27 protein-coding genes and 1 tRNA gene are annotated in these 20,758 nt (G+C 57.1%); 7 read left to right on the top strand and 21 right to left on the bottom strand.

Annotation, left to right across the window (positions count from 1 at the left end; all coding sequences use genetic code 11):
- The first annotated feature begins 54 nt into the window (after positions 1-54).
- Positions 55-2,193, top strand: coding sequence for a primosomal protein N' (gene priA, locus HHJ17_RS15345; protein WP_296498055.1), 2,139 nt, complete (start codon positions 55-57; stop codon positions 2,191-2,193).
- Between the two features lie 210 nt (positions 2,194-2,403).
- Complete coding sequence (locus HHJ17_RS15340) at positions 2,404-2,865, top strand: hypothetical protein (RefSeq protein WP_296497973.1); 462 nt, start codon at positions 2,404-2,406, stop codon at positions 2,863-2,865.
- Between the two features lie 80 nt (positions 2,866-2,945).
- Here HHJ17_RS15340 and HHJ17_RS15335 read toward each other — a convergent pair whose 3' ends face one another.
- A complete protein-coding gene (locus HHJ17_RS15335) occupies positions 2,946-3,911 on the bottom strand; it encodes an AEC family transporter (RefSeq protein ID WP_296497975.1) in 966 nt (321 codons plus the stop codon).
- Between the two features lie 75 nt (positions 3,912-3,986).
- Between HHJ17_RS15335 and HHJ17_RS15330 the strand changes: the two genes are divergently transcribed.
- From HHJ17_RS15330 to HHJ17_RS15315, 4 genes are all read left to right on the top strand, one after another.
- A complete protein-coding gene (locus tag HHJ17_RS15330) occupies positions 3,987-6,134 on the top strand; it encodes an ATP-dependent helicase (protein WP_296506364.1) in 2,148 nt (715 codons plus the stop codon).
- 10 nt (positions 6,135-6,144) lie between these two features.
- Entirely contained in the window at positions 6,145-6,603 is a 459-nt protein-coding gene (locus HHJ17_RS15325; protein WP_296506362.1) for a hypothetical protein, read from the top strand.
- Positions 6,522-7,796 (top strand): phospholipase A, encoded by a 1,275-nt coding sequence (locus HHJ17_RS15320; RefSeq protein ID WP_296506361.1) that lies wholly within the window; start codon positions 6,522-6,524, stop codon positions 7,794-7,796. The genes HHJ17_RS15325 and HHJ17_RS15320 overlap by 82 nt, the downstream gene beginning before the upstream one ends.
- A gap of 88 nt (positions 7,797-7,884) precedes the next feature.
- Entirely contained in the window at positions 7,885-9,573 is a 1,689-nt protein-coding gene (locus tag HHJ17_RS15315; protein ID WP_296497985.1) for an isovaleryl-CoA dehydrogenase, read from the top strand.
- A 79-nt stretch (positions 9,574-9,652) separates the two neighbouring features.
- Here the strand turns inward: HHJ17_RS15315 and HHJ17_RS15310 are convergent.
- From HHJ17_RS15310 to rplN, 19 genes are all read right to left on the bottom strand, one after another.
- Positions 9,653-9,729: transfer RNA gene (locus tag HHJ17_RS15310), tRNA-Met, on the bottom strand.
- A gap of 21 nt (positions 9,730-9,750) precedes the next feature.
- Positions 9,751-10,149, bottom strand: coding sequence for a 50S ribosomal protein L17 (gene rplQ / locus HHJ17_RS15305; protein WP_296497988.1), 399 nt, complete (start codon positions 10,147-10,149; stop codon positions 9,751-9,753).
- 83 nt (positions 10,150-10,232) lie between these two features.
- Positions 10,233-11,222 carry a DNA-directed RNA polymerase subunit alpha gene (gene rpoA / locus HHJ17_RS15300; protein ID WP_296497990.1) on the bottom strand — a complete coding sequence of 330 codons (990 nt, stop codon included), beginning with the start codon at positions 11,220-11,222 and terminating at the stop codon, positions 10,233-10,235.
- A 116-nt stretch (positions 11,223-11,338) separates the two neighbouring features.
- Positions 11,339-11,962: a 30S ribosomal protein S4 gene (gene rpsD, locus HHJ17_RS15295; RefSeq protein ID WP_296497993.1), complete on the bottom strand. Its 624-nt coding sequence runs from the start codon at positions 11,960-11,962 to the stop codon at positions 11,339-11,341.
- Positions 11,963-12,045: 83 nt separating this feature from the next.
- Positions 12,046-12,450 carry a 30S ribosomal protein S11 gene (gene rpsK / locus HHJ17_RS15290; protein ID WP_114972515.1) on the bottom strand — a complete coding sequence of 135 codons (405 nt, stop codon included), beginning with the start codon at positions 12,448-12,450 and terminating at the stop codon, positions 12,046-12,048.
- Positions 12,451-12,469: 19 nt separating this feature from the next.
- Positions 12,470-12,835, bottom strand: a complete 366-nt coding sequence (rpsM, locus tag HHJ17_RS15285; protein ID WP_296497996.1) for a 30S ribosomal protein S13 — start codon at positions 12,833-12,835, stop codon at positions 12,470-12,472.
- 24 nt (positions 12,836-12,859) lie between these two features.
- Positions 12,860-12,973, bottom strand: coding sequence for a 50S ribosomal protein L36 (gene rpmJ / locus HHJ17_RS15280; protein ID WP_084795560.1), 114 nt, complete (start codon positions 12,971-12,973; stop codon positions 12,860-12,862).
- A gap of 63 nt (positions 12,974-13,036) precedes the next feature.
- Positions 13,037-13,255 (bottom strand): translation initiation factor IF-1, encoded by a 219-nt coding sequence (gene infA, locus HHJ17_RS15275; RefSeq protein WP_077563621.1) that lies wholly within the window; start codon positions 13,253-13,255, stop codon positions 13,037-13,039.
- 14 nt (positions 13,256-13,269) lie between these two features.
- The gene (gene secY / locus HHJ17_RS15270; protein ID WP_296497999.1) at positions 13,270-14,580 is read right to left on the bottom strand and encodes a preprotein translocase subunit SecY; all 1,311 of its coding nucleotides are present in this window, start codon (positions 14,578-14,580) and stop codon (positions 13,270-13,272) included.
- A 23-nt stretch (positions 14,581-14,603) separates the two neighbouring features.
- Positions 14,604-15,035 (bottom strand): 50S ribosomal protein L15, encoded by a 432-nt coding sequence (rplO, locus tag HHJ17_RS15265; RefSeq protein ID WP_296498058.1) that lies wholly within the window; start codon positions 15,033-15,035, stop codon positions 14,604-14,606.
- 10 nt (positions 15,036-15,045) lie between these two features.
- Positions 15,046-15,228, bottom strand: a complete 183-nt coding sequence (rpmD, locus tag HHJ17_RS15260; protein WP_296498001.1) for a 50S ribosomal protein L30 — start codon at positions 15,226-15,228, stop codon at positions 15,046-15,048.
- Positions 15,229-15,242: 14 nt separating this feature from the next.
- A complete protein-coding gene (rpsE, locus tag HHJ17_RS15255) occupies positions 15,243-15,767 on the bottom strand; it encodes a 30S ribosomal protein S5 (protein WP_296498003.1) in 525 nt (174 codons plus the stop codon).
- 17 nt (positions 15,768-15,784) lie between these two features.
- Complete coding sequence (rplR, locus tag HHJ17_RS15250; protein ID WP_296498005.1) at positions 15,785-16,144, bottom strand: 50S ribosomal protein L18; 360 nt, start codon at positions 16,142-16,144, stop codon at positions 15,785-15,787.
- Positions 16,145-16,155: 11 nt separating this feature from the next.
- Entirely contained in the window at positions 16,156-16,689 is a 534-nt protein-coding gene (gene rplF / locus HHJ17_RS15245) for a 50S ribosomal protein L6 (RefSeq protein WP_296498059.1), read from the bottom strand.
- 25 nt (positions 16,690-16,714) lie between these two features.
- Positions 16,715-17,110 carry a 30S ribosomal protein S8 gene (gene rpsH / locus HHJ17_RS15240; RefSeq protein WP_296498007.1) on the bottom strand — a complete coding sequence of 132 codons (396 nt, stop codon included), beginning with the start codon at positions 17,108-17,110 and terminating at the stop codon, positions 16,715-16,717.
- 18 nt (positions 17,111-17,128) lie between these two features.
- Positions 17,129-17,434 (bottom strand): 30S ribosomal protein S14, encoded by a 306-nt coding sequence (gene rpsN, locus HHJ17_RS15235; protein ID WP_296498010.1) that lies wholly within the window; start codon positions 17,432-17,434, stop codon positions 17,129-17,131.
- A gap of 8 nt (positions 17,435-17,442) precedes the next feature.
- Positions 17,443-17,982: a 50S ribosomal protein L5 gene (gene rplE, locus HHJ17_RS15230; protein WP_296498012.1), complete on the bottom strand. Its 540-nt coding sequence runs from the start codon at positions 17,980-17,982 to the stop codon at positions 17,443-17,445.
- A gap of 2 nt (positions 17,983-17,984) precedes the next feature.
- Positions 17,985-18,305 (bottom strand): 50S ribosomal protein L24, encoded by a 321-nt coding sequence (rplX, locus tag HHJ17_RS15225; protein ID WP_296498015.1) that lies wholly within the window; start codon positions 18,303-18,305, stop codon positions 17,985-17,987.
- A gap of 9 nt (positions 18,306-18,314) precedes the next feature.
- A complete protein-coding gene (gene rplN / locus HHJ17_RS15220) occupies positions 18,315-18,683 on the bottom strand; it encodes a 50S ribosomal protein L14 (RefSeq protein WP_114972526.1) in 369 nt (122 codons plus the stop codon).
- 599 nt (positions 18,684-19,282) lie between these two features.
- Here rplN and proC point away from each other — a divergent pair.
- A complete protein-coding gene (gene proC, locus HHJ17_RS15215) occupies positions 19,283-20,098 on the top strand; it encodes a pyrroline-5-carboxylate reductase (protein ID WP_296498018.1) in 816 nt (271 codons plus the stop codon).
- Positions 20,099-20,143: 45 nt separating this feature from the next.
- Here proC and HHJ17_RS15210 read toward each other — a convergent pair whose 3' ends face one another.
- Entirely contained in the window at positions 20,144-20,758 is a 615-nt protein-coding gene (locus HHJ17_RS15210) for a 4'-phosphopantetheinyl transferase superfamily protein (RefSeq protein ID WP_296498020.1), read from the bottom strand.

Here is a 20,758-nt window from a genome sequence, read left to right as displayed (position 1 = left end):
CCGGACCGTCCCCAAGCAAGCTCGCACCGCAGTGCGCAGCACAAAGGTACACCAGTGACCCACTGGCTGCCGGTGCTGGTTCACACTCCCGTCCACAGCCAGGTGGCCGGGCCTTTGACGTATTTGAGTACGCAAACCCTCCCCGTGGGCAGCCTGGTCCGCGTTCCGCTGGGCCAGCGTGAACTGCTGGGTGTGGTGTGGGACAGCCCGACGGACGCCGGCGCCAACTCATTGGATCCGGACAAACTGCGCCCCATCGCCGGCAGCCTGGACGGCATTGCGCCGCTCACACCCGCCTGGCGGCAGCTGGTCACGTTTGCCGCCCGCTATTACCAGCGCTCCTTGGGCGAGGTGGCGCTGGCGGCCTTGCCGCCCCAGTTGCGCGACCTGAACACCCTGCAACTGGCGCGCCGCCTCAAAAAACACGCCAAGGGCGCCGACACCGCCGTACCCGGCAGTCCGATCACTATTAATTCCGTAGCACTCACCGCAGAGCAGACGGCGGTTCTCAATCGATTTGACCTGGAAGCCGGGCCGTTTCTGCTGTTTGGCGCCACCGGCAGCGGCAAGACCGAAGTCTATTTGCACACCGTGCAGCAGTTGCTCGCCAGCGACCCCAGCGCCCAAGCCATGGTGATGGTGCCGGAGATCAACCTGACGCCGCAACTGGAAGCCCGTTTCATGGCCCGCTTTGGCCCGCTCTATGGCGAGAACGCGGTGGTCTCGCTGCACAGCGGCATGACGCCGGCGCAGCGCCTGAAGAGCTGGCTCGCTGCGCACAGCGGCGTGGCGCGCATCGTGCTCGGCACGCGCATGGCGGTGTTTGCCTCGCTGCCCAATGTCAAGCTGATCATCGTCGACGAAGAACACGACCCCAGCTACAAACAGCAAGAAGGCGCCCGCTACTCGGCGCGCGATCTGGCCATTTACCGCGGGCGACTGGAAGGCGCCAAGGTGCTGCTGGGCTCGGCCACGCCGTCGCTGGAGAGCTGGTACCACAGCCGCCCGGCGAGTGAAGGGGGCCGCTATGTGCGGCTGGAAATGCCGAGCCGCATTGGCGCCAACGCCGCCCTGCCGCTGGTGCGCCGGGTCGACATGAATCACCAGCCGAAAAAATGCGTGTTTTCGCCGCCCCTGCTCACGGCCATCGAACAACGTATCGCGCGCGGCGAACAGAGCATGGTGTTCTTGAACCGGCGCGGCTACTCGCCGGTGCTGCACTGCGCCGACTGCGACTGGAAAAGCGAGTGCCCGCACTGCAGCGCCTTTCGCGTGTTTCACAAAATCGACCGCACGCTGCGCTGCCACCATTGCGGCTACACCGAACGGGTGCCGCGTGCCTGCCCGGCCTGCGGCAACCCGGACATCGCGCCGATGGGCCGCGGTACCGAGCGTCTTGAAGAGCATCTGGCCGAACTGCTGGCCAGCGTGCGCCGCCCCAACTCGGTGTCCGCGCAATGGCCCGAGGGCGAGCCGGTGCGCATTGCCCGCATCGACGCCGACACCACCAAACTCAAAGGCGAGCTGGAATCGCAACTGGCGCGGGTGCATTCAGGCGAAATCGATGTGCTGGTCGGCACCCAGATGATTGCCAAGGGCCACGACTTTCGCCGCATCACGCTGGTGGCGGCGGTCAACCCCGATAACGCGCTGTTTTCCAGCGATTTCCGGGCACCCGAACGGCTGTTCAGCTTGCTGATGCAGGCGGCCGGCCGGGCCGGGCGCGATGCCGATATCAGCGGCCAAAGCGAGATGTGGGTGCAGACCTTTCATCCGGCGCACCCGCTGTTTGAGGCCCTGAAACGGCACGACTACCCGGCCTTTGCCGCGGAGCAGCTGACAGAACGCGAGCAGGCCGCCATGCCGCCCTTCAACTTTCAGGCCTTGGTGCGGGCCGAGGCGCGCACGCAGGAGGTGGCGCAGGGATTTTTGACAGCCGCCAGTGCCGCCGTGGCCGGAATGGCGGAGGCCGACCGCCTACTGCAACACATCACCCTCTACCCGGCGGTGCCGATGAGCATGCAGCGCGTGGCCAATGTGGAACGCGCCCAGATGCTGATTGAAAGCCCGTCACGGGCCGCGCTGCAGCGCTTTTTGAGCGCCTGGCAGACGGTGCTGCACAGTACCCGGCAACAACCCGCAGCACGGGGCCTGATTCGCTGGGCGGTGGATGTCGATCCCTTGGCTATTTAAGCTGCCGCGCTCAGGAAACGTGCGTACAGCGCTGCAAAAAAAAGAGCATGCCGTTACAAATTTTCATAACGACGGAAGTCAAGGCGCGACGCTAAAATCAAGCCCTGACTCAACGCCTTCGGGCGACAAACAGTCTTTTCGGGGACACACTGCCGTTCACGACAGTGCCCGCGTTTTGAGCGATAACCGTTCACATCGGAGTCAACTTATATGAAACATTTTTTACTCGGCGCAGCCTTGGCGACGTTAGTGGGCTCAGCCTTGGCCGCCGACGTTGGGGTCTCGGTCAACATCGGTCAACCCGGCTTTTATGGTCGCATCGACATCGGCAATGTGCCACAACCGCAGGTGATCTACGCCCAGCCGGTGATCATTCAGCAAGCGCCTATGGGTTATGCGCGTCAGCCTATCTATTTGCGCGTGCCACCAGGGCATGAAAAACATTGGGACAAGAACTGCCACAAGTACAACGCCTGCGGCCAGCCGGTCTATTTTGTGCAGGACAACTGGTACCGCAATGAGTATGTGCCCGCTTACCGGGCTGGTCGAGGTGATCATGGGGACTGGGGCGATCGCCGCGACCACCATGATGACCGAGACAATTACGGTAACGGCAAGGGCCATGACAAAGAGAAAAAAGAAAAGAAAAACAAGGGACGCGATAACGATTAAGTCGCCTCAGTTTCTGGATTCAGTGCCCGCACCGGAGGAATCTGGTGCGGGCATTTTCATTGGTGCGCACGTCCAGCGTATCAGGTCAGCAGCGTCACCGCCAGCGAGAAGGTAAAGAACGCCGCCGCTGTCGACACCAGAATGATGCGGGCAATGCGCCCGTTGTCCGCGCCAAAGCGCTCCGCCAGCAGCGACACATTGCTGGCACTCGGCAGCGCCGCCACCAGCACCATGACAGTGAGCGCAAACGGGTTCAACGGCAGGCCCAACGCGACCGCCGCCGACCCCAGCAGCAGCACCAGCAGCGGATGCAGCAGCAGTTTGATGGCCGCCACCGGCAGGTAGTCGCGCAGCGGAATCGGGGCATGGTGGTGCGCCGCCGCCAGCATCTGCGAGCGCGCCAGCACGGCGCCGATGGTGAACAGCGCCACCGGCGATGCCGCATCGGCCAGCAAGCCAATGGTTTGCATCACCGGTTTCGGCAGCGTCAGGCTGACGGCCGAAGCCACGGCACCCAGCAGGATGGACCAGGGCATCGGGTTGAACAACATGCCCTTGAGCGCATTTTCTGCCGCATGGGCAAAGCCGTGTTCATCCGCGCCGTCCAGCCGTGACAGCGCGATGCACAGCGAGGAGGTGATCACCATGTCCACCATGATGGTGACGATGATGGGGCCGGCCGCCTGCGCCCCGAGCAAGGCGACCAGCAGCGGCACACCCATGAAACCGGTGTTGGGGAAGGCCGCCACCAGCGCGCCAAAGGAAGCGTCATTCCAGCGAATGCGCTGATTCAAGCTGACTGCCACCGTGAAGCCGACCATGAGGAGGGCGCACAGCAGCCAGGTGAAAAATACGCCGCCATCCAGCAACTGGGCCAGGGGCGTGGTCGAGCCAAAGCGGTACAACATGCACGGCAGGGCAAAAAACAGCACAAAGCTGTTCAGGCCGGGAATCGCATCGAGCGACAGCAGGCGCCGGCGGGCCGCCAGGTAGCCGCACAGCACCAGGGCGAAGAAGGGAAAAGTGATGAAGAGAATTTGCAGCACGACCGGTATTGTCCCAGCAGTCGGTGCGGCCGGGCCTGCCTCTGTATGATTCCCGGCTTCGCCCAACAAATCTGCATGTCCTCCTCCCCCTCGAATGGCCTGAACCTGGCCCAACAAGAAGCCGTCAACTTTATGCACGGCCCCTGCCTGGTGGTGGCGGGCGCCGGCTCGGGCAAGACCAGGGTGATCACGCACAAAATCGGCCGCCTGATCCAGGCCGGACTGGACCCCAAGCGCATTGCGGCCATCACCTTTACTAACAAGGCCGCCGCCGAAATGCGCGAACGGGCCAAAGGCCTGATTGGTCGCGCCGCCAAGGACGTGGTGATCTGCACTTTTCACGCGCTGGGCGTGCGCATGCTGCGCCAGGACGGCGAGGTGCTGGGCCTGAAACCGAATTTTTCGATTCTGGACACCGACGACATCACCAGCATCCTGAAAGACGCCGGCGGCTCGGTTGACATGGCCACGGCCCGCTCTTGGCAATGGGTCATCAGCGGCTGGAAAGGCCAGGGACTGAATGCCGAGGGCGCGGCAGCGATCGCCCAGGATGACAACGAACGCATCATCGCCCGCGTCATGGGCCACTACGAAGAGCGCCTCAGCGCCTACCAGAGCGTCGATTTTGACGATTTGATCACCCTGCCGCTCAAGCTGCTGCGCGATCATGAAGAAGTGCGGCAGAAGTGGCAACAGCAGATGGGCCATGTGCTGGTGGACGAGTACCAGGACACCAATGCCACGCAATACGAAGTCCTCAAGCTGCTGGTCGGTGGCAACCCGGCGGCCGGCGCGCGCTTTACCGCCGTGGGTGACGATGACCAATCGATTTACGGCTGGCGCGGGGCCACCTTGGACAATTTAAAGAAGCTGCCGGTGGATTTCCCGACGCTGAAGGTCATCAAGCTGGAGCAAAACTACCGCTCGACTTCCGCTATCCTGCGCGCCGCCAACAACGTGATCGGCCCCAACCCCAAGCTTTTTCCCAAGAACTTGTGGAGCGATCTGGGTGAAGGCGAGCCGGTGCGGGTGGTCGATGCCGACAGCGAAGAACACGAGGCCGAGCGCACCGTGGCGCGCATCCAGAGCCTGCGCGCCGGCGGCCTGACCCACGGCGGGCCGCAGTTTCAGGAATTCCGCCACTTTGCCGTGCTGTACCGCGCCAACCACCAGGCCAAGACGTTTGAGAAAGCGCTGCGCAAGGCGCAGATTCCGTACAAGGTTTCCGGTGGCACCAGCTTCTTCGACCGGGCCGAGATCAAGGATTTGTGCGGCTGGTTTCGGCTCTGGATCAACAACAACGACGACCCGGCTTTTTTGCGCGCGGTGACGACGCCGAAACGCGGCATCGGCCACCAGACGCTGGCGCAATTGGGCATTTTTTCCAAACAATACAAGGTGAGCCTGTTTGAGGCCTTGTTTGCGTCCTCGCTGGGTAGCCTGCTCAGCACCAAGGCCGTTGGCAGCCTGCACGAATTCGGCCGCTATGTGAACGACCTCGAGTTTCGCGCCCGCCGCACAATGGGGGCGGAAGATGCGCGGGCCTTCCTGCTGGAGTGGCTCAAGGAAATCGGCTACGAGAAGCACCTGTACGACGGCGAAGACAGCGAAAAAGTGGCCGCCGCCCGCTGGACCAATGTGCTGGATTTCTGCGACTGGATGTCGGCCCGCTGCGGCGGCCAGCTGGACGATGCGGCCGGTGTGTCCACCTCGAACGAGCTCAAATCGCTGCTCGAAGTGGCGCAAACCGTGTCGCTGCTCTCGACCATCAGCGAACGCGAGAAAGACCTGGACGTGGTGACGCTGTCGACCCTGCACGCGTCCAAAGGACTGGAGTGGCCGCACGTCATGCTGGTGGGCGCCACCGAAGGCATGCTGCCGTTCAAACTGAAAGAGAGTGCCGCTAGCGGCGCCGCCGCGCTTGGCGGTTCCGAGCGCGAGCATGAGTCGGCCAATGAAGACATGGCGAAGCATCTACAGGAAGAACGCCGCCTGATGTACGTGGGCATCACGCGCGCCCAGCGCAGCCTGGCCGTGAGCTGGACGCGCAAGCGCAAAAAGGGGCGCGAGATGATTTCGGCCCTGCCCAGCCGCTTCATCGCCGAGATGGGGCTGGACCAGACCACCACCCGCGAAGACCCGCGCGCCAAGCTCAAGGCACTGCGGGCCGAGTTTGCCAAAAAGGCCGAGGACGCGGCGGCGGCCCTGGCGCGGCCGGCGTGAGGCCGTCATCGTGAAGCCTCTGATTGCTATATTATTTATAGCTTGTTTCGCAGGTACAACGGGGGCTAGCGCTCAAAATCGTCTAAATACCTCAGCGCCGGCCAGTTGCCCGCTGACGGCGGAGCTCAGCCCGCTGCACCTCTACGGTTTGTGGCGCGCCGAGTTTGAGGGCGGGCCACAGGGTGCGACCCTGTTGTTTGAGAAACACCCCGAGTTGGCGGGCAGCGTCAGTGGCGCCGTCAACCGCGACGGGGTGAAAGCGCAGCTTGCCGGTGATGTCGATGGCGGCGAATTTACGCTGGAAGAGTCGCTCGACGGACAACGCATTTCGGCCACCTGGCTGGGCACGGTCGCAGAGAATTCCTGCGGCAAAGAGATCAGAGGAATATGGAACAACACTTCAGACCATCCGGCCGGCAGCGCCGTTTCGTACCCGTTTATCTTGCGCAAGCTACCGGGCTGGCAATAGCCCTGGCGGCGCCGCTGTGGTCGGGCAACGTGCGGGCGCAGGTGAGCGACAACAGCCCGCAGGCCCGCGAGACCACATGGCAACAGTGCGCCAGTCTGAGCGATGACCGCGACGCGCGTCTCAGCTGTTTTGACCGCTGGGCCACGCAACAACCGGGCAACGCGTTACTGAGTCCCGCGTCGACCGCGGCCTCCAGCCTCTCCTTGCTCAACACCAGCGCCCCGGTGGCGCTTGCACCCGCCCCGGTGCCCGCCGCTGGATCACCGGCGTCACCCGCCCCTGTGACGATCACCATGGAGGCGCCCGCCGCGCATGACTGCAAGAACCCCGGATTTTCAGAGCTGTCCCGCTTCTGGGAACTGGAAGCCGGCAGCGACTGCGGTACCTTCGGCATCCGGGGCTTTCGGCCCATCAGTCTGTCCTGGATTGGCTCCGACAGTGTCAACTTGCAGCCCGCTTCGCCCGCCACCGATCACACGGCAACCAGCGCCCAGGCCTACACCCCCAGCGAAACCCGCATCCAGGTGTCGGTGCGCACCAAAATCGCCCAGGGTCTGCTCTCCGGACTGCTCGACGGCAGACAATCCTTGCGGCGCGACTCGCTGTGGTTTGGCTACAGCCAACAGTCCTATTGGCAACTGTTCAACGGCGATCTCTCGCGCCCGTTTCGCAGCACCGACCACGAGCCGGAAATCACCTACATCTACCCGACCGAGGCTGAATTGCCCGGGGGTTGGCGTTTGCGTTACAGCGGGCTCAGCCTGGTGCATCAATCCAATGGCCAGACGCTGCCCCTCTCACGCAGCTGGAACCGGCTGGTGCTGATGGCAGGCCTGGAAAAAGGGAGTCAATTCCAGCTGCAGGGACGGCTCTGGCAACGCCTGCCAGAACACGACGGCGATGACGACAACCCCGATATCAGTGACTACATTGGCCGCGCTGAGTTGATCGGCTCCTGGAGCGTGAACAAAGACAACACGCTGGTCGCCACGGTACGCCATTCCTTGCAAGCAGATACCAATGGCTCGCTCCGCCTGGAGTGGCTCAAAAACCTGGCTGACAGTGGCATCGCGGGCGGCCGCAACAACCTGCGCTTTCACACCCAGTTGTTCACCGGTTATGGCGACTCGCTGCTGGATTACAACCGCCGTCGGACGGTGCTCAGTATCGGCTTGAGTCTGGTCGACTGGTAAATCCGCACGCCGCGGTTCGCGTGTTTGTCAGCGGTGGTTGACAGCATTGCCCAGTCGATTCATCCTAGCGTCGAACTGGAGATGAACCATGAACACCGACACCGGACCCGCACCAGACGCACGCTACTGGGCCGAGACGCACGAGCTCAGCAACCTCTCGCGTGAACTGTGCGACTACAATATGTACACCGAAGACACCGCCCTGGTCGCGGCGGTGCGCCGTGAAGGCGGCCAGTGGGCCGAGCGTGAACTGACTGAATTTGGCAAATTGACCGGTTCAGCCGACTATCTCGAACTGGGTCACCTGGCCAACAAGTTCACGCCGGAGTTGGAAACCCACGATCGTTTTGGCAACCGTATCGACCTGGTGAAGTTTCATCCGGCCTATCACCAGCTCATGAAAACTGCCATTGAGCATGGTCTGCACGCGTCACCCTGGACCGCGCCGGGTCCGGGCGCGCATGTGGCCCGCGCCGCCAAAACCTACCTGCACACCCAGGTCGAGGCCGGTCACGGTTGCCCGATCACCATGACCTTTGCCGCACTACCGACACTGCGCCACCAGCCTGCGCTGGCCGCCCTGTGGGCGCCCAAAGTCACAGCACTTGTGTATGACCCGCGCAATCTTCCGCCAGACCAGAAGCAGGGACTCACCATTGGCATGGCCATGACGGAAAAACAAGGGGGCTCGGATGTGCGGAGCAACAGCACGCGGGCCTATCCAACGGATCACGGCGGTCCGGGTGCCGCCTATGAACTGGTGGGGCACAAGTACTTTGTTTCTGCGCCCATGTGTGATGCGTTTCTGGTGCTGGCGCAAGCCCCTGGTGGTCTGTCTTGTTTCCTGCTGCCACGCTGGCGTCCAGACGGCAGCAAAAACCCGATGCAGATCGTGCGGCTCAAAAAGAAAATGGGCAATGCCTCCAACGCATCGTGTGAAACAGAGCTCCGCGGCGCGCTGGCCTGGATGGTCGGCGAAGAAGGGCGCGGCGTGCGCACCATTATTGACATGGTCAGCATGACCCGTTTCGACTGCATGGTGGGCTCCAGCGCAGGCATGCGAATGGCCGCCTCCCAGGCCCTGCACCACTGTTCCATTCGCTCGGCGTTCGGCCAGGTACTGAACCAGCAACCCCTGATGCAAAACGTATTGGCCGATCTGGCACTCGAGAGTGAGGCCGCGTTGACGCTCGCCATGCGGGTTGCCCGCGCAATGGACCAGCGGGCCGACGAACACGAAGATCTGCTGGTGCGCCTCATCACGGCGGTCGGCAAATACTGGGTATGCAAGCGCACGCCGAACCATGCCTATGAAGCGATGGAGTGCATTGGCGGCAGTGGCGTGATGGAAGACAGCATGATGCCGCGGCTGTACCGGGAGGCGCCCATTAACGCCATCTGGGAGGGCAGTGGCAACGTCCAGTGCCTGGACGTGCTGCGCGCCTTGTCCAAAACACCTGCCGTAATGGATGCTTTTTATACGGAGATCAATAAAGCACAGGGCGCGCATGCGCTGCTGGACCGATATGTTGCAGATCTTGCGACCCAACTCAAAGATAGTCGGAAGTTCGAATACCGGGCCCGTGACGTGGTCGACCGCATGGCGCTGGCCTTACAGGCAGCGCTGCTGGTCCGTCATGCGCCATCCTTCATCAGCGACGCTTTCTGCGAGTCGCGCTTGGCCCAGGTGGGTCAGCACAATTATGGGGCGCTGTCACCTGGCGCTGACACGGCGGCCATTATTGAACGAGCAACGCCGAAGATCATTAAAGGCTGATGCAATAACAATGCAAGGCACAAAGCAAAACACCCACATAAAGTGGGTGTTTTGCTGTCAACGCAGAACGTTGACTTGTTGGTTGCGCGAGTAGGATTTGAACCTACGACCTTTGGGTTATGAGCCCAACGAGCTACCAGGCTGCTCCATCGCGCGGTATGTTGTTATTGTAACCTATTATTCAGCAATTGTTTCGCCAGCAAGCAATTCAACTACAGCAGCACGATCAACTAATTCAACCAAAGCCATAGGCGCGTTGTCACCAACACGGAAACCCATTTTCAGGATACGTGTGTAGCCACCTGGACGTGTCTTGAAACGTGGTCCCAAGTCGTTAAACAGCTTGACAACGCTATCGCGGTCACGCAAACGGTCAAATGCAAGGCGACGGTTAGCCACAGTTGCTTCTTTGGCCAATGTAATCATTGGCTCAATAACGCGACGCAGCTCTTTTGCTTTGGGAAGCGTGGTTTTGATGACTTCATGCTCAATGAGCGAATTCATCATATTTTGCAGCATCGCCAAACGATGTGAGCTGGTGCGATTAAGTTTACGTAGTCCGTGTCCGTGACGCATGGTGCTTTTTCCTTGAGTTATATAACAGACAGCCGTATCAGGTACTGCCCGTGGCACTGAGTCCCTTTGCAGGGCTCAAAATTTTAACGCTTTTCGAGAGCGGCTGGTGGCCAACTTTCAAGCTTCATGCCCAAAGTCAGACCGCGGGAAGCCAGCACTTCCTTGATTTCATTCAGCGATTTGCGGCCCAGATTAGGAGTTTTCAACAACTCATTTTCTGTGCGTTGAATCAAGTCGCCAATGTAATAAATATTTTCCGCCTTCAAACAGTTCGCCGAACGAACTGTCAATTCCAGTTCATCCACAGGACGAAGCAGGATCGGGTCAAACTGCGTGCTGCCACGTGGTGCAGGTGCATCAAATGCGGCCAACTCGCTACCTTCCAACTGTGCAAACACAGCCAGTTGCTCGACGAGAATTTTAGCTGAAGCGCGAACTGCATCTTCTGCCGAAATAGCACCATTGGTTTCAATGTCAACGATCAGCTTGTCAAGATCGGTACGCTGCTCCACACGCGCGCTCTCAACGGTGTAGCTAACACGCTTCACCGGCGAAAACGATGCATCCAGAACAATACGGCCAATAGACTTGGTCGGCTCATCCGCATGACGGCGCATTGTGCCAGGCACATAACCACGGCCTTTTTCCACCTTGATCTGCATATCGAGCTTGCCGCCTTGCGACAAATTAGCGATCACATGCTCAGGATTAATGATCTCGACATCGTGAGGCGTCTGAATATCAGCAGCAGTCACAACACCCTCGCCATCTTTACGCAGGCTGAGAGTCACTTCATCACGGTTATGAAGCTTGAAAACAACGCCCTTCAAATTCAACAAAATGTTAACAACATCTTCTTGAACGCCATCAATCGACGAGTACTCGTGAAGCACACCCGCAATCGTGACTTCAGTTGCGGCATAGCCAGGCATTGAAGACAACAAAACGCGACGGAGTGCATTGCCAAGCGTATGACCATAGCCACGCTCAAAAGGCTCAAGCGCAACTTTGGCACGATTAGCACCCAGCTGCTCGACGTTAATGGCTTTGGGTTTCAGTAGACTATTTTGCATGCAGACTTCCTCTCAATACCCCCGGCTCGTTACACCGGTAAGGCTGACGAAGCACCTGGGCCGCAGTGCCCCGCGACCCAGGAACAATTTTGAATGAAAAACGTGTTGAAACGCGATTAACGCGAATACAACTCGACGATCAACGATTCATTGACGTCGGCAGCAAACTGATCGCGATCAGGAGCTGACTTGAACGTACCTTCAGTCTTTTCAATATTCACCTCAACCCAAGCTGGCATACCAACTTGATGAGCTAATTGAAGAGCTTCAGCAATACGATTTTGCTTTTTCGACTTATCACGAACAGCAATGATGTCACCAGCCTTGACCATGTAGGAAGGAATGTTGACAGATTTACCATTGACGGTCATGGCCTTGTGGGAAACCAACTGACGAGCTTCAGCACGAGTCGAGCCGAAACCCATTCGGTACACCACATTGTCAAGACGGGATTCCAAAAGGGACAACAAGTTAGCACCTGTGTTACCTTTACGGCGATCGGCCTCTTCAAAATAACGACGGAATTGCTTCTCAAGTACACCGTACATGCGCTTGACTTTTTGCTTCTCACGAAGCTGCAAACCGAAGTCAGAGGTACGAGCACCGGAAGTGCGACCATGTTGACCAGGTTTTGAGTCAAACTTTGCCTTGTCTCCGATTGAGCGACGAGCACTCTTCAAAAACAGGTCAGTGCCTTCACGGCGGGATAATTTGGCCTTGGGGCCTAGATAGCGTGCCACTTGAACTTCCTTTATGTCATCTGCCGCACGTTAGTGCGTGAGCCACCGGCGCTGTGCCAGTGGCGGTGGGCTTGTTAAAACAATTAGATGCGACGACGCTTCTGTGGACGGCAACCGTTGTGCGGCACCGGAGTTACGTCAGCGATCATGTTGATCCGAATGCCGAGAGCTGCCAAAGCACGAACTGAAGATTCGCGACCTGGGCCCGGTCCTTTAATTTCGACATCAAGATTCTTGATGCCCTGCTCAATGGCTGCACGACCAGCCACTTCGGAAGCCACTTGGGCTGCGAACGGCGTGGACTTGCGGGAGCCCTTGAAACCTTGACCACCCGACGAGGCCCAAGACAAAGCATTGCCCTGACGGTCCGTGATCGTGATGATGGTGTTGTTAAATGATGCGTGCACGTGTGCAACACCGTCAGCAACATTTTTGCGAACTTTTTTGCGGACACGTTGTGCCGCATTATTGGCGGGAGCTTTTGCCATAGTGGTCTTTCAATCCCTTTTATTTCTTCAATGAAGCAGCGGCCTTACGGGGGCCTTTGCGGGTACGGGCATTCGTCCGTGTACGCTGGCCACGCATAGGCAAGCCACGGCGATGACGGAAGCCACGGTAACAACCAATGTCCATCAAACGCTTGATGTTCATTGTCGTTTCACGGCGCAGATCACCTTCGATAGTGAACTGAGCAATCTGATCGCGAATTTTTTCCAAATCTGAGTCGGTCAAATCCTTGACCTTCTTGGAATAAGCGATGTCACAAGCTTCGCAGATTTTGCGTGCCCGGGTGCGACCGATTCCAAAGATGGCTGTCAAGCCAATTTCAGAATGCTGTTGCGGCGGAATATTGATGCCAGCGATACGTGCCATTTTCGTCCTCTAAAACTCTTGCAATTAACCCTGGCGCTGCTTGTGACGTGGATCTGTACAGATCACACGCACTACGCCCTTGCGCCGAATTACCTTGCAGTTACGGCAAATTTTCTTGACCGAAGCCGAAACCTTCATTTCATTCTCCTAAAACTATTTTGACGTTCCGGCGTTACAAGCACGGAACACATACGATTAACGCTACTTAGCCCTGAATACAATCCGTGCCCGACTTAAGTCGTAGGGCGTCAATTCTACCGTGACCTTGTCCCCAGGAAGAATACGAATGTAGTGCATCCGCATTTTTCCAGAAATATGCCCGAGAACAATGTGGCCGTTTTCTAGCTTTACGCGAAAAGTCGCGTTTGGCAGGTTTTCGACCACCTCTCCTTGCATCTGAATAACATCGTCTTTTGACATATTTACCAATCGCCTTATGAAGACTTGAAATTAGCCTTCTTCAACAGCGATTCATATTGCTGCGACATCATGTAATTCTGAACCTGTGCCATGAAATCCATAGTCACGACCACAATGATCAAAAGAGAAGTACCACCAAAGTAAAACGGAACGTTGTACTTTAAGATTAAAAATTCAGGCAACAGACACACCAAGGTAATGTAGATTGCGCCAGCGAAAGTCAAGCGTAGCAAGATCTTGTCGATGTATTTGGCGGTCTGGTCACCAGGACGAATGCCGGGAATAAATGCACCACTCTTTTTCAGGTTGTCTGCAGTTTCACGGCTATTGAAAACCAATGCGGTGTAAAAGAAGCAGAAAAAGATAATTGCAGCGGCATAAAGCATCACGTAAATAGGCTGCCCCGGCGTCAGTGAACCAGCAAGATCTTTCAACCAACGCATGGAATCACCGGTACTGAACCAACCAACTACCGTTGCTGGCAACAAAATAATCGAGGAAGCAAAAATTGGAGGGATCACACCCGCCATGTTCAGCTTCAACGGCAGGTGTGATGACTGCCCACCATAAACCTTGTTTCCAACCTGACGTCTTGCATAGTTCACCAAAATCTTGCGCTGACCACGCTCGACGAACACCACAAAGAACGTTACAAGGGCAACCAAGATAACAATAAACAAAGCAATGATGATGCTCATCGCCCCGGTACGAACCAACTCGAGCAGCCCACCGATGGCGTTAGGCAAACCAGCGGCAATACCACCAAAGATAAGTATCGAAATACCATTACCCAAGCCACGCTCAGTAATTTGCTCCCCCAACCACATCAGAAACAGAGTTCCAGCGGTCAACGTCACAATGGCAGTCATGCGAAAGCCAAAACCCGGCGTGATCACCAGTCCAGCGGAACTCTCAAGCGCAATCGCGATTCCCATTGACTGGAACAATGCAAGTCCAAGCGTGCCGTAACGGGTGTACTGGGTTATCTTGCGCCGCCCAGCTTCGCCTTCTTTCTTCAATTGCTCAAATGTGGGTAACACATAGGTCAGCAATTGCATGATAATCGAAGCCGATATATACGGCATGATTCCCAAAGCGAAAACCGTAAACCGGGACAACGCACCACCAGAGAACATATTGAACATGCCCAATATGCCGCCCTGCTGGCCTTTAAAGAACTGCGCCAATTGCGCAGGGTCAATACCCGGAACTGGAATATGCGCACCCACTCGGTATACAACCAACGCGAGCAGCAAAAAAACAAGCCGACGACGCAGGTCACCGAATTTGCCAGTTTTAGCCAGTTGAGACGCGTTAGTTGCCACTTGTGAGTTCTTTCAAATGCCGATTAAACGAGGCTACCGCCGACCGCTTCGATCGCGACCTTGGCTGCAGCTGTAGCACCAATACCGGTGAGCTTCACAGCAATTGTGAGTTCACCAGTTTTGATAACCTTGACAACCTTGGCAAGCTCACCGACAAGACCGGCTTGCTTCAACGTTACCAAATCCACCTCAGCAGCACCGAGCTGCTCCAGCGCAGACAATGTCACTTCTGCATTGAACTTCAGCAGATGGGATTTGAAGCCGCGTTTTGGCAAACGACGTTGCATAGGCATTTGACCGCCTTCAAAACCAACCTTGTGATAGCCGCCTGCACGAGACTTTTGGCCCTTATGACCACGTCCAGCAGTCTTACCGATGCCTGAGCCGATACCACGACCGACGCGACGCTTATAGTGTTTTGCACCGTCAGCGGGCTTGATGCCATTGAGTTCCATCATCAACCTCTTAGAGCACTTTGACCAGGTAACTGATCTTGTTAATCATGCCGCGGACCTCGGGTGTATCCACTAATTCGCGTGTGCTGCGAATTTTACGGAGACCAAGACCACGAACTGTGGCACGGTGCGATTCTTGGCAGCCGATTGGGCTACGCACTAATTGCACTGTAATTGTTTGTTGTGTTGTCATTTTGAGACGCCCGGTTAGACGAAGATTTCTTCAACAGTCTTGCCGCGCTTGGCTGCCACTTGCGACGGAGTCGTTGCATGTGAGAGAGCGTCCAAAGTGGCACGAACCATGTTGTACGGATTTGAAGAACCGTGACTTTTTGCCACGATATCAGTGATACCAATCACTTCAAAAACCGCACGCATTGGACCACCGGCGATAATGCCAGTACCCTTGGGAGCTGGCGCCATCATGACCGCTGCAGCACCATGCTGACCCATCACTTTATGATGGATCGAACCATTCTTCAGTGACACCTTGGTCATGTTGCGACGGGCTTCTTCCATGGCCTTTTGTACGGCTGCAGGCACTTCTTTCGACTTGCCCTTACCCATACCGACACGGCCTTCGCCATCACCCACCACGGTCAATGCTGCGAAACCAAGAATTCGGCCACCCTTGACCACTTTGGTAACGCGATTGATCGCGATCATTTTTTCACGCAGTCCATCTTCAGGCCCTTCGGCCTTACCCTGCATTTTTGCTTGAAATTTAGCCATCTTTATTTCCGATCTGCTTAGAACTGCAAGCCAGCTTCACGTGCCGCATCAGCCAGCGCTTTAACGCGGCCATGGTACGCAAAACCCGAGCGATCAAACGCAACTTTATCCACACCAACCGCGATGGCTTTTTCAGCCAGGCGCTTGCCAATAGCTTGGGCAGCGGCAACATTGCTACCCTTGCCGCCCAAAGCGTTACGCACTTCGACTTCTGCCGTGGAGGCGGTTGCCAAAACCTTGCCGCCATCGCCAGAAATTACGCTGGCATAAATGTGCAGATTGGTACGATTTACTGTCAAACGTGCCACACCTTGCGTAGCGATCCGAATTCGGGTTTGACGAGCTCTGCGAAGACGCTGTTCTTTTTTGGTCAACATGTTGCAGCTCCTTATTTCTTCTTGGTTTCTTTGATCGTGATTTTTTCGTCCGAGTAACGGATACCCTTACCCTTGTAAGGCTCAGGCGGACGAATTGCACGAATCTCAGCAGCCACTTGACCCACGCGCTGACGATCAGCACCCTTGATCACGATTTCCGTGGGGGTGGGAGTAGCAACGGTGATGCCAGCAGGCATGTCTTTGTTCACAGGATGGGAATAACCAACCGTGAGATTGAGCTTGGCACCTTGGGCTTGAGCTTTGTAACCCACACCAATCAGATTCAGCTTCTTCTCAAAACCCTTGGTCACACCAACAACCATATTGTTCACCAGCTGACGCATGGTGCCGCTCATGGCATTGGCTTCGCGTGATTCATTGGCAGGCTGAAAGCTCAGCTTGCCATCATCATTGGTCACAGTGACCAATGAATTTTGAGTCAAGAACAAAGCGCCGCCAGATCCTTTAACACTGATCTGGTCTTGCTTGATCAACACATCCACGCCAGCGGGAATCGCGACGGGCATTTTTCCTATACGGGACATTTTCAGTTTCTCCTCAATGTCACGCTTAGGCGACGTAGCAGAGCACTTCGCCACCGACACCGGTAGCGCGCGCTTTGCGATCAGTCATGACGCCCATGGGGGTTGTGACAATTGCCACACCCAGGCCGTTTTGGACTTGCGGAATGGCATCGCTGCCACGGTAAACACGCAGACCAGGACGACTGACGCGCTCAATGCGCTCAATCACTGGACGACCAGCGTAGTATTTCAGGACAATTTCCAACTCAGGCTTGCCGTCTTCGGCTTTCACCTTGAAGCTGTCAATATAACCTTCGTCTTTTAATACCTGTGCAATCGCGACCTTCACTTTGGAAGAAGGTACGCTGACAGTAGTTTTTGCAACCATTTGCGCATTGCGAATGCGTGTCAACAGGTCGGCGATGGGATCACTCATGCTCATATATATGTCTCCTACCGCTTACCAGCTGGCTTTGACCATGCCGGGGATTTCCCCTGCAAAGGCCATTTCACGAATTTTTGCACGAGCCAGACCGAAATGCTGGAATGTGCCACGGGGACGACCGGTGATAGCGCAACGATTGCGCTGACGCGTCGGATTCGCATTGCGAGGAAGCATTTGCAGACCCAGACGGGCTGCAGCACGCTCTTCATCGGTGCGCTTTACGTCGCTTGCGATTGCCTTGAATTCCGCGTGTTTTTTCGCGTATTTAGCAACCAGTTTGTCGCGCTTGATTTCGCGCTGGATTAAAGCCATTTTAGCCACAGGTCACCTCAGTTCTTGAACGGGAAACGGAAACCTGTGAGCAGTGCTTTGCACTCTTCATCAGTCTTGGCCGTTGTGGTGATACTGATATTGAGACCACGCAAGGCATCAACCTTGTCATATTCAATTTCAGGAAAAATGATTTGCTCTTTAACGCCGATGTTGTAGTTTCCACGACCATCGAATGCACGACCGGAAATACCACGGAAGTCACGAACACGCGGCAAAGCCACGGTCACAAAACGATCAAGAAATTCAAACATCTGCACGCCGCGCAGCGTGACCATGCAACCAATTGCCTGGTTTTCACGAATCTTGAAGCCTGCAATAGCCTTCTTAGACATCGTTACGACTGGCTTTTGGCCCGCAATCTTGGTAAGGTCGCTTACTGCGTGATCCATTACCTTCTTGTCAGCCACTGCTTCACTCACACCCATATTGAGAGTGATTTTGGTGATGCGAGGAACCTGCATGGGAGTTGTATAGCCAAATTTGGCGATCAGCTCCGGTGCTAATTTTTCGCGATAGTGTTGTTGTAAACGAGCCATGCTTATGCCACCTTGATTTCTTCACCGCTTGACTTGTAAACGCGAAAACGCTTACCGTCAGCCGCCAGCTTGATACCAACACGATCAGCCTTACCTGTGGCGGCGTTAAAAATCGCCACATTGGACTGATGAATTGGCATAGACTTTTCGACGATGCCGCCAACCGTACCCTTGAGAGGGTTTGGCTTGGTGTGTTTTTTCACCACATTGACACCCTCGACGAGCACGTACGAGTCATCCTTGCGCAAGGCAATTTTTCCTCGTTTACCCTTGTCGCGCCCTGTGAGCACGATGATATCGTCGCCTTTGCGAATCTTGTTCATGGCGCGTCCTTACAAAACTTCAGGAGCCAGAGACACGATCTTCATGAACTTTTCAGTGCGCAACTCGCGCGTCACTGGTCCAAAGATACGAGTGCCAATAGGCTCTAACTTGGCATTTAGCAACACTGCTGCATTGCCATCGAATTTAACCAGCGAGCCGTCGCTACGACGAATGCCCTTGGCCGTACGAACCACAACCGCACTATAGATCTCGCCTTTTTTGACGCGACCGCGCGGAGCAGCCTCTTTAATACTAACTTTGATGACATCACCAACGCTAGCGTAGCGACGCTTTGAACCACCCAGCACCTTAATGCATAGGACGGACTTTGCGCCGGTGTTATCGGCAACTTCTAATCGAGATTCAGCTTGGATCATTTCAATTATTCCCAACTTGCACCAGAATCACCAACAACCAGCACTACGCCAGTCATCAACTCTTTCCAGTCAGTCTTGGGCCCGTCGTTTACAACATGAACCACTCACATTGCACCCTTTGGGCAGACACTTCATACTTTTTCAAGCGAAGCCTTAGATTATGCATCACTTTCAACCGGTCAGCAAGAATATTTATTCCAACACGCATAAATATGACTCTGCCAGCGCGATGAAAACCCCGACTTGCGGAGAGAGGCCGGTTTCACTCATCCGTGACCTCGCCTCCCGGTCAGCCAACGCGCTGGCGCGGCGTGGCTCCAGAATCAACCATCGCCCGCGATCGTACCAGTACGTCCGCTACCTTGATAGCGTACGGGTAGCGGGCTCTAGCACCATGCGGCTTACCGCACATAACAACGAGTGGGACCCGACGTTACGGCAGACACCGCACATCCCCGCCACCAGGATGCACGCAACGCACAACAGACTGACGCCCACAAGGGCAGCAACCCCGCGGCACTCGGTCGGCTCAAAAGGCTTGTGATTAGACTCAAGCAACAGGCCACGCTGTGTGGTCACCCAAAACTGCGGAGTTATTCATGAGCAAGCGCATTGCATTCATTGGCGGCGGCAACATGGCCAGCGCCATCATCGGCGGGTTGATCGGCCAAGGCTTCGCGCCTGACTGCATTGACGTGGTGGAGCCGTTTTCCGAGGCCCGGGACAAGCTCAACACCAGTTATGGCATTACGGCGCAAGCCCAGCCCGGCGCCTTTCTGGCACAAGCCAACCTGGTGATTTGGGCGGTCAAGCCCCAGACCTTCAAAGAAGCCGCCCTGCAAGTGCAGCCACACACTCGGACTGCGCTACACCTGAGCGTGGCGGCCGGTATTCGCAGCGACAGCATTGCGGGCTGGCTGGGTACCGAGCGCGTGGTACGCGCCATGCCCAACACTCCGGCCCTGATTGGCAAAGGCATGACCGCCCTTTTTGCCCGGCCCGCGGTAACGGCACAGGACAAGGACTGGGTCAGCCAGGTCATTGGCACCACCGGCGAATTTCTCTGGCTAGAAGCAGAAGAGCAGCTCGATGCGGTGACCGCCCTGTCCGGCTCCGGCCCCGCCTACATGTTTTATTTTATGGAAGCGATGGCCGATGCCGGGGCCGACATGGGCTTGCCGCGTGCGCAGGCCTATCAGCTGGCGGTGGCCACCTTTATTGGGGCGGGCGAACTGGCCCGCAGCTCTGGCGAGCCGCCCGAAATCCTGCGCCAGCGCGTCACCTCCAAAGGCGGCACCACCTACGCCGCCATCACGTCCATGGAAAAGGACGACATCAAGGCCCAGTTTGCGCGCGCCATGCACGCCGCACGCCAACGCGCGAAAGAACTGGGGGATGAATTTGGTGGTGCCTGATCGTTCAGCGCACTTGACTTGGGCTGACTGAGTTTTCTATTCGCCTCAACCGATCGCCATCGCACCGGCATAGGACTCAGGCACGGCAAGCGGCCTGACCGCGCACGACGCCAGCCTGGATTCAAGCGCGGCGTTCCACTCCGTCAATCCCAGGCCAAGGCACTTCAGACCGGCCTCCCAGCGGCTCCAGGCTTGGGCGAAGGCGGCGGCGCGCTGCGCAGGTGGCAGTGTGGCCAGCCGGCGACAGCTCTGCGGCCCAAGATAGTCCTGCGCCACGCGCTCCCAGTCGGGCAGTTCGGCCGCACCCGACTCAATGCGGATCAGATCGATGCCGATCGCCCCACCCAGCCGAATCGCCGCCACGCTCAAACCAGCGGCATGACTGACCGACAGGCCGATGCGCGTTTCAGGCCAGTCCAGCAAAATCGCTTGACCCGGTTGTGAGAGCAGGGCAATGGAGGCGGCGGGGCGGCGCAACAAGGCCCCAAGCAGGTCCTGCAGAGCGGTGCGGATGCGCGCCCGGGCCGCGTGCCGCAGCGTCGTGTCGGGCGTAACAAGACTGATGACGGTCCAGGCCCGCTCGGAGCGCAACTCATCCAGAGCCAGTGGCGCACTGTCGGGCCAGACATGGACCACTACCGGATCACGGACTGCCAGCAT

The sequence above is a fragment of the Rhodoferax sp. genome, assembly GCF_012927445.1.
In the GTDB taxonomy this organism is placed as follows: Bacteria; Pseudomonadota; Gammaproteobacteria; order Burkholderiales; family Burkholderiaceae_C; genus Rhodoferax.
Note: the sequence above shows the minus strand (reverse complement) of the source record. Positions and strands in the feature narration are given on the sequence as shown.

Excerpts from the sequence above, each read along its gene's own strand:
- HHJ17_RS15340 (WP_296497973.1), top strand. The coding sequence starts at position 2,404 with ATGAAACATTTTTTACTCGGCGCAGCCTTGGCGACGTTAGTGGGCTCA.
- HHJ17_RS15330 (WP_296506364.1), top strand. The coding sequence starts at position 3,987 with ATGTCCTCCTCCCCCTCGAATGGCCTGAACCTGGCCCAACAAGAAGCC.
- HHJ17_RS15320 (WP_296506361.1), top strand. The coding sequence starts at position 6,522 with ATGGAACAACACTTCAGACCATCCGGCCGGCAGCGCCGTTTCGTACCC.
- HHJ17_RS15315 (WP_296497985.1), top strand. The coding sequence starts at position 7,885 with ATGAACACCGACACCGGACCCGCACCAGACGCACGCTACTGGGCCGAG.
- rplQ (WP_296497988.1), bottom strand. The coding sequence starts at position 10,149 with ATGCGTCACGGACACGGACTACGTAAACTTAATCGCACCAGCTCACAT.
- rpoA (WP_296497990.1), bottom strand. The coding sequence starts at position 11,222 with ATGCAAAATAGTCTACTGAAACCCAAAGCCATTAACGTCGAGCAGCTG.
- rpsK (WP_114972515.1), bottom strand. The coding sequence starts at position 12,450 with ATGGCAAAAGCTCCCGCCAATAATGCGGCACAACGTGTCCGCAAAAAA.
- rpsM (WP_296497996.1), bottom strand. The coding sequence starts at position 12,835 with ATGGCACGTATCGCTGGCATCAATATTCCGCCGCAACAGCATTCTGAA.
- rpmJ (WP_084795560.1), bottom strand. The coding sequence starts at position 12,973 with ATGAAGGTTTCGGCTTCGGTCAAGAAAATTTGCCGTAACTGCAAGGTA.
- infA (WP_077563621.1), bottom strand. The coding sequence starts at position 13,255 with ATGTCAAAAGACGATGTTATTCAGATGCAAGGAGAGGTGGTCGAAAAC.
- rplO (WP_296498058.1), bottom strand. The coding sequence starts at position 15,035 with ATGGAACTCAATGGCATCAAGCCCGCTGACGGTGCAAAACACTATAAG.
- rpmD (WP_296498001.1), bottom strand. The coding sequence starts at position 15,228 with ATGACAACACAACAAACAATTACAGTGCAATTAGTGCGTAGCCCAATC.
- rpsE (WP_296498003.1), bottom strand. The coding sequence starts at position 15,767 with ATGGCTAAATTTCAAGCAAAAATGCAGGGTAAGGCCGAAGGGCCTGAA.
- rplR (WP_296498005.1), bottom strand. The coding sequence starts at position 16,144 with ATGTTGACCAAAAAAGAACAGCGTCTTCGCAGAGCTCGTCAAACCCGA.
- rplF (WP_296498059.1), bottom strand. The coding sequence starts at position 16,689 with ATGTCCCGTATAGGAAAAATGCCCGTCGCGATTCCCGCTGGCGTGGAT.
- rpsH (WP_296498007.1), bottom strand. The coding sequence starts at position 17,110 with ATGAGCATGAGTGATCCCATCGCCGACCTGTTGACACGCATTCGCAAT.
- rplE (WP_296498012.1), bottom strand. The coding sequence starts at position 17,982 with ATGGCTCGTTTACAACAACACTATCGCGAAAAATTAGCACCGGAGCTG.
- rplX (WP_296498015.1), bottom strand. The coding sequence starts at position 18,305 with ATGAACAAGATTCGCAAAGGCGACGATATCATCGTGCTCACAGGGCGC.
- rplN (WP_114972526.1), bottom strand. The coding sequence starts at position 18,683 with ATGATCCAAGCTGAATCTCGATTAGAAGTTGCCGATAACACCGGCGCA.
- proC (WP_296498018.1), top strand. The coding sequence starts at position 19,283 with ATGAGCAAGCGCATTGCATTCATTGGCGGCGGCAACATGGCCAGCGCC.
- HHJ17_RS15210 (WP_296498020.1), bottom strand. The coding sequence starts at position 20,758 with ATGCTGGCAGTCCGTGATCCGGTAGTGGTCCATGTCTGGCCCGACAGT.